This is a genomic window from Nocardia sp. NPDC055053, from assembly GCF_053608285.1.
The window spans coordinates 61,439-75,137 of sequence record NZ_JBSGVD010000005.1; the positions used below are offsets into that span (position 1 = coordinate 61,439).

The 13,699-nt window shown below is 69.8% G+C and carries 4 protein-coding genes; all 4 read left to right on the forward strand.

The window, feature by feature from the left end:
• Positions 1–20 precede the first annotated feature (20 nt).
• The gene (locus tag ACWF82_RS06875) at positions 21–1,277 is read left to right on the forward strand and encodes a glycosyltransferase (protein WP_452498744.1); all 1,257 of its coding nucleotides are present in this window, start codon (positions 21–23) and stop codon (positions 1,275–1,277) included.
• Positions 1,278–1,610: 333 nt separating this feature from the next.
• The gene (locus tag ACWF82_RS06880) at positions 1,611–3,704 is read left to right on the forward strand and encodes an MMPL family transporter (RefSeq protein WP_452498746.1); all 2,094 of its coding nucleotides are present in this window, start codon (positions 1,611–1,613) and stop codon (positions 3,702–3,704) included.
• A 310-nt stretch (positions 3,705–4,014) separates the two neighbouring features.
• Positions 4,015–11,175, forward strand: coding sequence for an amino acid adenylation domain-containing protein (locus ACWF82_RS06885; protein WP_452498748.1), 7,161 nt, complete (start codon positions 4,015–4,017; stop codon positions 11,173–11,175).
• 32 nt (positions 11,176–11,207) lie between these two features.
• A complete protein-coding gene (locus ACWF82_RS06890; RefSeq protein WP_452498750.1) occupies positions 11,208–13,697 on the forward strand; it encodes an FAD-dependent monooxygenase in 2,490 nt (829 codons plus the stop codon).
• The last annotated feature ends 2 nt before the right edge of the window (positions 13,698–13,699 follow it).

Below are 13,699 nucleotides of genomic sequence, written 5' to 3' on the forward strand. Positions count from 1 at the left end.
CGCGCTTGTCGAGTGGCTCCATGTCGATCCAGCGCCCCCTGCCGATCTCGCCCGAGTCGTTCCCGCCGTCCGCCCCCGGCTCGCTGTCGTACCTGTTCGTCTGCGACGAATGGCTGTCCACCACCGGCGGAATCGCCGTGGTGAACCGCGCCCTCGCCGTCGCCGCCGCCGAGAACGGCAACCCGGTCACCTGCCTGGTGGAGACCGCGACCACCGCTGACCGGTGCGACGCCGAGGCACACGGCGTCACGCTGGTCACCGCGGCGACGACACCGTCCGGGCCGAGCCTGCACCTGCCCGTCGCCGACATCGGAGTGCCCGCACCGGATGTCGTGGTGGGACATGACCGGATCACCGGGCACATCGCCTGGCTCAACGCCAGCCGGTACGACGGCAGCGCCCTGGTGCATCTCGTGCACACCGCACCCGCGCAGATCGAGCCGTACAAGGATCTCGGCGCAGCGGGCGCGAAAGCCGATGCGCGTGAAGAGTTTACGCGCCGCATCGCCGAGGCCGCCACGGTGGTCGCGGCGGTCGGCCCGCGCCTGACCCGCTACGCGACCCACATCCTGAGCGACGGCTACCGCACCGCGCCGGTGGTGCGCCTCGACCCCGGACTCGACATCGAACCGGGCACCCTCGACCGGCGCCGCTGCGTCCCCACCGAGATCGACGTCCTGGTGCTCGGCCGAACCGGCGACGTGCCGCTCAAAGGCCTCGACATCGCCGCGGCCGCGATCGGGGCGCTACCCCAGCGCGCTGGCGTCACCGCGCCCACGTTGCGAGTCCGCGGCGCGCCCGCCGGGGAATGCGAGGCGGTCCACCGCACACTGACCGACGTATCCGGACTGGCCCGCGGCCGGATCGATGTCCGTCCCTATGCAGGCACCGCCGCGGTCGGCCGGGATCTGCGTGCCGCCGCGCTGTGCCTGATGCCTTCGCGTGCCGACGGATTCGGGCTTGTCACGTGGGAGGCGATCGCGGCGGGCACGCCGGTGCTGGTCAGCGCGCAGAGCGGGGCGGCGGACCTGCTGCGCGAGAAACTCGGGACGGCGGCCGAGCCGATGATCGTCGAGGTCACCGACGATCTGGACCGGGACCGGCGGGTATGGGCACGCGCCGTCGACGGGGTGTGCGCCGATCTGCCCGCGGCGTTCGCGCACGCCCACACGATCCGCGAGCTGCTCGCCGCACGGTTGCGCTGGTCGGGGACCGCGGCCCACCTGCACACCGAGGTGCACGCCCGGCGTGTGTCAGCGGAGGCGGCTCGTCGATGACGGTGCCGACTGCACAGCGTGCGGCGTGGGGGAGGCGAGCAGGGGCCGGCTGAGGCGCACATCCGGGGATCGCGACCTGTCGCCGAAGTACAGTCACGAGCGGAAAATTCATCGAATGATGCAGTGACACAGTTCATTCGAGCATCGATACTGGCTCCGACCCGGGTTGCGGGAGGCACCGGCGCCGACCCCGACATGCCCGAGCAGCGGCGGTGGAGATGGTCGTCGTGCCGAGACCGGCGCCGGAGTGCACGTGCGGTGCCCGCGATGAGATGAGGGACAGTGCGAGTACTCGCGCGACTGACTGTGGGCCGACCGAAAACCGTGGTCGCGGTGATCGTGTTGCTGCTACTCCTCGCCGGCGCGGGCGGCGCGTCGGTGCAGCAGCGGCTCTCCGGCGGCGGATTCTGGAACGCGGACGCCGAATCCGCGCGCGCCGCCCGGATCCTGGCCGAGAAGTACACCACCGGAACTCCGAATGTCCTGGTGCTGGTGGAGGTTCCGGCCGAGGCGGGGACCGTGGACACGCCCGCGGTCGCCACCACCGGTCGGCAGCTGACCACCGAGCTGGCCGCCGTGCCGGGTGTGCGTTCGGTGAGCTCGTACTGGTCCACCGGATCGCCCGAGTTCCTCCGCGACGCCGACCGCGGAAAGGCGCTGGTCGCCGTAGACATTCCGGGTGACGAGATCGTGGTTGACGCGGTGGTCGCGCGGCTGGTCGACAGCTATCGGGATCGGGACTACGACGCGCTCCACCTGCGCCTCGGTGGCGCCGCGGTGAGCTATCACGATGTCACCGAACAGCTCGCGCACGACTTGAAAGTCGGTGAGGCGGTATCGATCCCGATTCTGCTCGTCCTGCTGGTGCTGGTCTTCGGCAGCCTGGTCGCCGCCGGGCTGCCGCTGGTACTCGGGCTGGTCTCGATCATCGGCACCTTCGGAATCCTGCGCGTGCTCACCGAGTTCACCCAGGTCTCGAGCTACGCGCTGAATCTCACCACGGTGCTCGGTCTCGGTCTCGGCATCGACTACAGCCTGTTCGTGGTCAGCCGGTTCCGGGAGGAACGGCGCGCGGGTCGCGACGTGCCGAGCGCGGTGCGGGCGACCGTGACAACCGCCGGTCGCACCGTCCTGTTCTCGGCCGCCACGATCGTCATCGCGATGCTGGCGATGCTGGTGTTCCCGATGCCGTTCCTGCGCTCGCTGGCCATGGCCTGTCTCTCGGTGACACTGCTGGCCGCACTCGCCACGGTGACTTTGCTCCCGGCCTTGCTGATGCTGTTCGGTCACCGCATCGATGCGCTCGATCTGCGTCGCGGGCTGCGACGGCTGCGCGGGCGCCCCGAACCGGCCCCCATGCCACCCGAGCAGGGTTTCTGGTACCGCAGCGCGCGGCGAGTCACGGTGCGTCCCTGGATCTTCGGCGGCGCAGCGTTGCTGGTGGTGATCCTGCTCGGCCTGCCGTTCACCGGACTGCGGCTTGGCCTGACCGACGATCGCGCCCTGCCAACGACGGTGGAGAGCAGACAGGTCGGTGACGTCCTGCGCGCCGACTTCCCGGCGACCGCGGCGGGCCGCTTCGACGTGGTGGTCGACGGGCCGATCTCCGCGGCCGAACTGTCCGACCTGACCCAGCGGCTCCAGAACCTGCCCCACGTGCGGCTGGTGCGCGGTCTGCCCGGGCCCGACGGCGCGCACCTGACGGTCATCCCCGACCTTGATCCGTATTCGCAGGCAGCCGAGGACCTGCTCGACGACATCCGGCGCACGGCCTCGCCCGCGCCGCTGCTGGTCGGCGGCGCCACGGCCGAGAACGCCGACACCAAATCCGGGTTGGCGGGGCGACTGCCCCTGGTCGTCGCGCTCATCGTGATCGCGATGCTCGTGCTGTTGTTCGCGTTCACCGGCAGCGTGGTGATCCCGCTGAAGGCGGTGCTGCTCAACACCTTGAGCTTGTCGGCGACCTTCGGTGCGATGGTCTACATCTTCCAGGACGGGCACCTGAAATGGCTGGTCGGTGACTTCACCGAGACGGGCTATCTCGCCGCGCCGGTGCCGGTCCTCGTCTTCTGCCTGGCTTTCGGGCTGTCGATGGACTACGAGGTGTTCCTGCTGTCGCGGATCGCCGAGGAGTACCGGGTGCGTGGTGTGACGGCCGACGCCGTCGCCTATGGGCTCGAACGCACCGGCCGTATCGTCACAGCCGCTGCCGCGCTGATGGCGATCGTCTGCGTGGGGCTGGCGTTTTCACAGGTCGCCTTCACCAAGCTGATGGGCGTCGGCCTGACGCTGGCGGTGCTGATGGACGCCACCGTGGTCCGGGGTGTGTTGGTGCCCGCCTTCATGCGCCTGCTGAACACCGCCAACTGGTGGGCGCCGGGATTCCTCCGAAGAGTCCACCGTCACATCGCCGTCCGCGAAGACTGACCGGCTTCCTGAGCGCCGGTTTGGTTTCCGGTGCAGTATTCCGGCTCCGGTCTCGTCGCACACGACCAAAGATCCGGACAATTCCACACCGATACAGCTGATTTACCCCTGTGGGTGACTTCCGTTACGGCACAACAACATTGGCTATCGGCCTGCTTGCGTGACACAGTGGCGGAAGTGCCGATTGGGCACACGGACCACTCGTGACATCGCCCGATCAGCCGGGCGAAACCGCTACCGGACAGCATTCGGATCGCAGCAGTGCCGCGCGATCGAGCACACTTCAGCGCTTCACCTCAGGGGTTTATCCATGTCCGTTTCCATGCGTTATCCACTCACCGCCTATCAGCGCGACATCTGGACCGTGGTGGAACATTTTCCCGGTCTGCCCAGCTATCTCTCCAGCGTGGTCGGCCGCTTCGCCCTCGCCATCGATGACGCCGCGATGATCGCCGCGGTCGAGCGGACCTGGGCGCGCAACGACGGGCTGCGGCTGCGGTACCGCGTCTTCGACGGTGTCCCCGCCCAGGAGCTGTCGACCGACCCGATGCCGCCGGTCCAGGTGATCGACGTCGGCGACGCCCCCGATCCGCATGCCGAGGCGCAGCGCCGGATCGAGCTGCTCACCGGGTCCGCGGTCGACCTCCTCGGCGCGGTGCCCTTCCGGGCGTACATCATCCATGCCGGAGCGGGGTCGTCCTACCTCGTCTTGGCCACGCACCATGTAGCCGCCGACGCGACCGGACTGTTCCACATCGGCGCCCAGGTCCTCACCGACTACGCCACGACGATGTCGGGGAATCCGATCGAGTTGCCCGGGTCGTCGTTCCTGGGGTGCCTGTCCTTCGAACGCGAGTACCGGGCGAGCGATCGGTACGGCATCGACCGTGACGCGGTGGTGTCCCAGCTCGCCGGGACGACCCCCGCGCTGTTCGACCGGCCGCGCGCCACTGAGGGTCTGGCGCCGGTCACCGCCTACGAGTTCACCCTGGATCGCTTGCTGGTCAACCGGATTCGTGCGGCAGGCCTGTCGTTGTACCCGTACTTCTGCGCGATGCTCGGCCTCTACCTCTCGCGCGTGCTGCGCGCCGAGGACGTCGTCATCGGCATCCCCTTCGGCAACCGCGGCAACCCCACCGAGCAGGCCACCATCGGCCACTTCGCCAACACCCTTCCGCTGCCGATCCGCACCGGCGGCCGTGCCACGGTTCGCGAGCTGGTCTCGGCGGTGAAAGCCGATGTGCGCCGGATGAAGCAGCACGAGCGCTATCCGCTCGGCGATCTCATGGGCGAGCTGCGCCGCAGCGGCAATCCGGCGAAACAGCTGTTCGACGTGACGGTCGCCTATCCACGCCTGCCCTCGGCCGCGGGCTTGATCGAGGGGCTGGAGGAGGTGCGGCAACCCTCGCAGGGCTACAGCCCGCTGGCGATGGCCTGGACGATCTCCGAAATCGACGACGACGGCCCATTGCTGATCCGGCTCGATCACGCCACCGACATCTTCGATGCCGACTATCCGATCGAATCCGTCGCCGACCATCTGGTCGCCTTGTTGCGTGCCGGTGTCGACGCCGTCGACACCGATCCTTCGCTGCTGCCGATGCTGTCGGGGACCGAGCACGACCTGCTGGTCGACCGCGCCGGCGCGACATCGCAGCCCTATGCGGACCAGGCCACCGTCATCGGCAGGATCCTGGCCAAGGCCGAGCACACGCCGGACGCGGTCGCGGTACACACCGCGACCGGGGACACGATCACCTACCGCGATCTCACCGACCGCACCGCCATCCTGTCCGGGTTGCTCCGCGAATCCGGGGTCGAGGCGGGCGATCTGGTCGCTGTGCTGCTCGAGCGCGGGCCGGACATGCTCGTGGCGATCCTGGCCGCCCTGCATGCCGGCGCCGCCTACGTCCCGATCGATCCCGGCTACCCGGCCGATCGGGTCGCCTACCTCCTGGCCGACAGCGCCGCCAAGGTGGTGCTGACCGCCGCCGAGGTGTCCGGCGACGCGATCGTGCTGTCGCCGGAGCGCTGGTCGACGGGAACGCCGACGCGAACTCCGGTACCCGTCGGCTCCGACCCCGCCTACGTGATCTACACTTCTGGTTCCACCGGAAAACCCAAAGGGGTTGTCGTAGAACATCATTCAGTGATCAACCGGATCGGCTGGATGCAGCGGCGGTACCCGCTGCGCCCCACCGATGTGATCCTGCAGAAGACGCCGTCCTCGTTCGACGTGTCGGTGTGGGAGCTGTTCTGGTGGGCCGTCGAGGGTGCCCAGGTGGCACTGCTGCGGCCGGGCGGCGAGAAGGATCCGCGCGAACTGCTCGCCGCTGTCGCCGACTTCGGTATCACTGTCATGCATTTCGTCCCGTCGATGCTGACGCCCTTCCTGGATCTGCTGGAGTCCGACCCGACCGCGGTGCCAAGGGCCGCTGGTCTGCGCACGGTGTTCTGCAGCGGTGAAGCGCTGCTCCCGCATCAGGTCAACCGGTGGAACCGGGCTTTCGCAGGCCTCGGGGCCGACGCGCCCCGGCTGGTCAACCTGTACGGCCCGACCGAAGCCACCGTGGACGTGTCCTTCCACGACTGCCCGACGGACCCGGCCGAGACGGTGACCCGGGTGCCGATCGGCCGACCGATCGACAACACGCGCCTCTACGTGCTCGGTCCCGCGGACCAGCCCCAGCCGGTCGGCGTCGCGGGTGAACTGTGCATCGCCGGCGTCGGTCTGGCGCGCGGCTACCGCGACCGCCCGGAGCTGACGACGGAGAAGTTCGTCGCCGACCCCTTCCATCCGGGCGAGCGGATGTACCGCACCGGCGATCTGGCCCGCCGCCTCGCCGACGGTGAACTGGAGTACCTGGGCCGCATCGACCGGCAGGTGAAGATTCGCGGCAACCGGGTCGAGTTGGGTGAGGTCGAGAACGCGCTGGCCGCGCTGCCCGGCATCGCCGCCGCGGCGGTCATCGACAAGCACTCGCCGGACCGCGGCGCGTATCTGGTCGCCTACTACGTCGCCGGATCCGCTCCGGATCCCGGCGCACTGCGCAAGGCGTTGGCGGCGACGCTGCCGGAGTACATGATTCCGTCACTGTTCGTCCGGGTCGACGCGATCCCGCTGACCCCGAGCGGAAAGACCGACCGCGCCGCGCTGGCCGCGATCACCACGGAGAACCGGTCCGTCGGGCACGCGGCGCCCCGCACGCCGGTCGAAGAACAGCTGGCGCTGATCTGGCGCGAGGTGCTCGACCGCGAGTCGGTATCGGTGTTCGACAACTTCTACGACCTCGGCGGTGACTCGATCCTGTTGCTGCGCGTGCGGGCCAGGGCCGAGGCCAGGGGACTGGTGATCAGCGCTCGGGACATCGCCGAATGCCCCACCATCGCCGAACTGGCCGAGCGGGCAGGCACCGGCGCCGTCGCCGCCGTCGCGCTCTCACCCTTCGAACTGGTGGCCGGGATCGACCGGGCGCGCCTGCGGCACGTCGTGGATGCCTATCCGTTGACCAGGTTGCAGCTGGGCATGCTGTTCCACAGCCGCGAACGGGCCGAATCATCGCTCTACCACGATGTTTTCCGGTACTCGCTGCGGATGCCGTGGGACGAGGACGCCCTGCGCGCCGCGGTGCTGCGTTCGATCGCCCGGCACCCCGTGCTGCGCACCTCCTTCGAATTGGCCGGCTACTCCGAGCCGCTGCAACTCGTGCACGCCGACCTCGAGCCGCCGCTGACGGTCACCGACCTGCGTGCGGCCGGCACCGACGAGGCCGAGACGCTGGTTCGCGACCATGTCGAGCAACGACGCTTGCGTCGATACGCCTTCGAACAACCAGGCCTGTTCGATCTCGCCGTGTTCCGCCTCGCCGACCGGACCGAGCTGGTGCTGTCGTTCCACCACGCCATCCTCGACGGCTGGAGTGTGGCGACGCTGGTCTCCGAACTGCTGGCGGACTACCGGGGCGCCGCGACCTTCCCGGCCGAGCTGCCGTCGTTCGCGGAATATGTTCGTGCCGAGCGTGATTCATTGACCGATCCGGCCGATCGGGACCACTGGGCCAGAGAACTAGACGGCGCCGAAACGATCCGCATCCCCGGACTGCGCCCCCACGTTCCCGTCGGCGCAACACCCGCCGCCGGGCCACAGGACGCGCGGGTGTCGGTGTCGGTTCCGGTCGGCGCCGAGCTGCTGACCCGCGCCGACGAGGCCGCCGCCGCCGCGCACATCCCGGTCAAGGCCGTCCTGCTGGCGGCGCACCTGTGCACCGTCGGCCTGCTGTCCGGCCGCACGGATGTCACCACCGGCGTCGTCACCCACGGGCGGCCCGAGCGCATCGATGCCGAGCGGATGGCCGGACTGTTCCTGAACACGATGCCGCTGCGGCTGGACTTCGCCGACCGCAGCAGGCGCGAGGTGCTGACGAATGTCTTCGAGCGGGAACGCAACAGCGCTGCGCACAAGCGGTTCCCGCTCACCGACATCCAGCGCGAGATCGGCGTCGTCCTCGACACCGCGTTCAACTACGTGCACTTCCACGCCGCGGGCGCGGCCATGAACGCGCTCGACGTGACCCTGCTCGGGATCGATATTCGCGAGGACACCAACTTCGCCCTGCTGGTCAACGCCATCCGCAACCCCCTCGACGGGACGCTGGCGCTGCGCATCGACGGCGACCCCGTCGCGTACACCCGCGACCAGCTGGCCGGCATCGGCGAGACCTACCTGCGCGTTCTCGACCTGCTCACCGGCGACCCCATGGCAACGGTGGACTTCAGCGCCTTGGGCAGGCCCCCTGAGATCCTGCCCACCGCGATCTCCCCGGGCACCGTGATCGGCTTGTTCGATGCCGCCGCGGTCCGTACACCGGATGCGGTAGCCATCGAATTCGGCTCCGTGATACTGACTTACGCGGAATTGCGCACCAAGGCCGACCGCATCGCAACCGCCCTGGTGGCACGCGGCGCACGGCCGGGCGACCGCATCGCGCTGGCGGTGGACCGGTCTCCCGAACAGATCGCGACGGTGCTCGGCATCGCCAAGGCGGGCGCCGCCTGCGTGCCGCTCGACGTCACCTATCCGCCCTCGCGGCTGCACGCGATGCTCACGCAAGCGCGGCCGTTCGCGGTGATCACCGGTGCGGGCCACGAAACCCTGGTGCCACCCGAGCATGCACGCCTGTCCCTCGATGAGCTGGTTGCCCACGGCGCCACCGTCGCGCTGCCCGACGGCGATCCCGAAGCCACCGCCTACGTGTTGTTCACCTCGGGGTCCACCGGGACTCCGAAGGGCGTGGCCATGCCCCATCGCGCACTGGCCAATCTGATCCGCTGGCAACTCTCGACGGCGAGCGGGCGGCTTCCCGGCCGGGACATCGCGCCGGCCACGACACAATTCGCACCGCTGTCGTTCGACGTGTCGTTCCAGGAGATCTACTCGACACTGTGCGGTGGCGGCCGCCTCATCCTGCTCGACGAGGACCAGCGCCGCGACCTGCCCGCGCTGGCCCGGGTGCTCGCGAGCACCGGCGCGGAACGGATCTTCCTGCCCTATGTGGCCTTGCAGCAGCTGGCCGAGGCCGCGATCCGGCTCGGGACCGCACCGGCCGGGCTGCGGGTGATCATCTCCTCCGGCGAGCAGCTGCGCGTCACCGAGGAAATCAAGGCGCTGTGCGCGGCCGGAACCGATGTCGTGCTGGAGAACCAGTACGGCCCCACCGAAACCCACGTCGCCACCCGCTACACCATGACCGGCGACCCCGCGCTGTTCCCGGCGCTGCCACCGATCGGCACCGCCGTCGACGGTGTGGAGATCCTCGTCCTCGACGACCGGCTGCGCCCGGTCCCCGACGGTGCGCCCGGCGAGATCTACCTCGGCGGAGCCGCACTCGCGCACGGCTACGAGCACCGGCCCGACCTCACCGAGGCGGCGTTCGTCCCGCACCCGTTCGCACCGGGGCGGCGGCTGTACCGGACCGGCGACATCGGTCGCAGGCTGCCCGGCGGCGAGGTGGTCAGCGACGGCCGCCGCGGTGGCCAGGTCAAGATCCGCGGTCACCGGGTGGAGCCGATGGAGGTCGAGCTTGCGCTGCACCGCGTCACCGCGGACCTGCCCGGCGTCAGCGAGGTCGCGGTGGTGGCGCACACCGCCGCGGAGGGTTCCAGCGCGCAGACGCTGCTGGTGGCGTTCCTGGTCGGCTCCCGCACCGAGGTCGACGAGCCGGGGATCGTCGCGGCGCTGCGGGAATGGTTGCCGGACTACATGATTCCCAGCCGGCTGGTCTGGCTCGACGCGCTGCCGCTGACACCGAGCGGCAAACGGGCCGACGCGGTCCTGGCCGGGATGGCACTGCCCGCCGCCGTCTCGGCGAACCGGGTCCGCCCGCGCACACCCGCCGAGTCCGGACTGGCGGCCCTGATGGCGGAAGCACTCGGCCTGCCCGAGGTCGGTGTGCACGACGACTTCTTCGCCCTCGGCGGTACCTCGCTGACCGCGATGCGGCTGATCGTGTCCATCGAACAGCGCTACGGGGTGTCACTGCCGGTCTCGACCCTGGCCACCGGTCCCACGGTCGCCGCGCTCGCCGGACAGCTCGACGAACGGGCCGAGACAGGATTCGATCCACTGGTGCCGTTGCGTCCGGGAACCGGAACCCCGCTGTTCCTGGTGCACCCGATCGGCGGAAATGTGCTCTGCTATGTCGAATTGAGCAAACATCTGCCCGACGGACAACCGCTGTACGGCTTGCAGGCGGCCGGCCTGGAGACCGGCAGCACCCCGGCCGGGTCCATCGCCGAGATGGCGGGCAACTACATCGCCGCGATGCGCCGCGTCCAGCCTGCCGGGCCCTACCACCTCGGCGGCTGGTCGCTGGGCGGCATGGTCGCCTTCGAGATGGCCCGCCAGCTGGCCGAAGCCGGTCACGAGATCGGCACCCTGGTCCTGATCGACACCATGACGGTGCGCCACGGCGACGGCATGCCGGTGCCGGAGCACGCGCTCTACGAGTTCTTCCTCTGGGAGCTGCTGTGGCTGGCGCGCGGCGCCGACACCGCGGTGATCGAGATCCCGGTCGACCTCGCCACCGAGGAGGAGGTCTTCGACTTCATCCTCGCCACGGCCGTCGACGCGGGCGTGCTGCCGCCCACCGGATCCCGTGCTCTGGTCCGGCGGCTGTTCGAGGTGTTCGTGGCCGGGTGGCGGGCGATCGACGCCTACCGGCCGCAGGCCTACGACGGCGACATCACCCTGCTGCGTGCCGCAGAGCCGCTGCCGCAGGTGCTTCGCCCCGCCCATGATCGAGCGGGCACCCTGCATCGAGATCCCACCAACGGCTGGGACGCCTACGCGGCAGGGCATCTCGAGGTCATCGAAGTACCCGGTGACCACCTGACCTTGATCCAGTCCCCGCAGGTCGCCGAGGTGGCCGCCCGCCTCGCCCGCTTGCTCGGCCAGGCGGCGGCGACCGCATGACGACGAATCCCACTACCCAGCAAGGAAATCCAGTGAACTCTCCCGCGAAATCGGCACTAGTGGTCGGCGCCGGAATCGGCGGACTCACCGCCACCGCGGCTCTGCGCCGGGCCGGAATCGATGTCGTGCTGTGCGAGCGCGGTCCCGAACTGCGCGCGGCCGGCTTCGGGTTGTCGGTGCAGTCGAACGCGATGAACGCACTGCGCACCCTGGATCTTGGCATCGACGAGGAACTGCTCCGGGCCGGCGGGCAGGCCCGATCGTTCACCTTCCGCAGGCCCGGCGGTTCGGAGCTGCGGCGCGTCGACGTGGCGGCCATCGATGCCGAACTGGGTGCGCCCGCCGTCGCGGTCAGCCGCAAGAGCCTGCACGATGTGTTGCTGGCGGCGTGCGGCGAGGACTTGCGGGTCGAGCTGGGCGCCGAGGCGGTCGGCTTCACCGAGACCGCCGACGCGGTGCAGGTCGAATTCGCCGACGGCCGTGTTCTTTCCGCCGATGTCCTCGTCGGCGCGGACGGCATCAACTCCGCCATCCGTGCTCAGCTGCACGGATCGCAGGCTCCTCGACCGGGCAAGTTCGTGTGCTGGCTGGCACTGGTGCCGTTCGCCCATCCGGCGATCGAACCGGGTGCTTCGATCCACTACTGGGGCCGGGGGATGCGTTTCGGCATCCACGACATCGGGCACGGCAACGTCTACTGGTGGGCCACCATGACCACGACGGCCGAGCAGGCCGCCGACTGGCGGCACGGCAAAGACGACCTGCTGCGCAGATTCGCGAGCTGGGCACCGGAGATCACCGAAATCATCACCGCTACTCCGGAATCGGACATTCTCGCGCTGCCCGCGCAGGACCGGCCACCGCTGACCGCCTGGGGTCGCGGTCGGGTGACCCTGCTCGGCGACGCCGCCCACCCGATGCTCCCCAGCCTGGGACAGGGCGCGAACTCGGCGATCGAGGACGCGGTGGTGCTCGCGCACGCGCTGGCCACCCACGACGACGCCGAGACCGCGCTGCGGGTCTACGAGCAGCGACGGATTCCGCGCACCACCATGCTCGTCGACGGTTCCCGCAAGCTCGGCAGGCTCGAACAGACCCGCAATCGTGCGGTGATCGCGATCCGCGACAGCTTCATCGCCAAGGGCAACGAGGCCAAGCTGCAGGCGAGTCTGGCCGAGCCGATGACCTGGCCGGGCCTCGGCGATCCCGCGCCGGTGGCGGCGCTGCCGCGGCCGTTGTCCACGCTGGAACGCTGGCACTGGACCGTGGACCAGGTGGCGCCCCTGCACATCGTGTCGCGAGTGCGCGTCACCGGCGGTATCGACGCGGACTCGGTGCGCGCCGGTCTGGACGCGCTGGTCCGGCGGCACCCGATGCTGCACGCCGTAGTGCGCAGCGACGGCGGCCGCGATCCACGCTTCGTTCCGGTCGCGATGCGCCCGATTCCGTTGCGCGAGGTGGCGTCCGGTGACTGGGTCGCCGAGGCCGACGCCGAGTTGCGGACCCGATTCGACGCGGAGGCGCCGCTGCTGCGGGCCACCCTGATCACCGTCACCCCCGACGTCCACGATCTCGTGCTGACCTCCACCTACACCATCGCCGACGCGGTCACCGTGCTGTCGTTGGCCAGGCAGGTGCTCGAGCTCGCCGCCGGTGCGGATGGCTGGGTCGCCGAGGTGCCTGCACCGCCCGCACCGGAAGCCCTGTTCCCCAAGCCTTTCCACGGCTGGCGCGGCAAGCGCAAGGCCATCGCCCGCCTCGCGGTCGACGGGGTGCGTGATCTCCGGGTCAAGCCGGTGCGGCTCGGCGCCGGTGCCGAGGTGGCGCCGGCGCAGCGTTTCACCAAGCTGACGCGGCGAGTGCTGGACGGGACCGAGTACCAGGCGCTCCTGGCCGCCTGCGACGAGCGTGCGGTGCCCCTGTCGAGTCTGGTCGCCGCCGCGCTGGCGCGGGCCGCCGGTAGCGATGCCGGTGTGCCGGACGCTCATTTCCCGGTCGGCGTCTCGGTACTGTTCCGCGAGCAGCTCGACCGGCCGCTGACGCCGGCCCACACCGGCGCCTATCAGGCGATGGTCGCCCTGCCGACGCCGGCAGGCCAACCTCTGTGGTCGACGGCCATCGCGTTCGACGCCGACTTCGCGCGCCGTATCGAAGAACGCCAGCACCTGGCCAATCTGGGCGGAATCGGCTTCATGCTGCCCGCGACACCGGCGCGCGCGGACAAGGCGGTCGGGCTACTGGACGCCCGCGGTCCGGGCAACCTGTGCCTGACCTCGCTCGATACCCGCGATTTCCCCGCCCGCATCGGTGACTGGGAGATCTCGGGCGCCGAATTCGTCTCCGGCATGTCGATCAGCGGTCTCATGATGCTGACCGTTGGCGTCGGCACCAGCGAGTTGTCGCTGAATCTCGGCTATATCGATGGTCTGTTCTCGTCCGAACGCGCCGACGCGCTGATCGACACCGTCGTCGATGCCCTGCGCAGTGTCGTCCCCGCGACGGAGATCGCCTCGGCGCGCTGAGA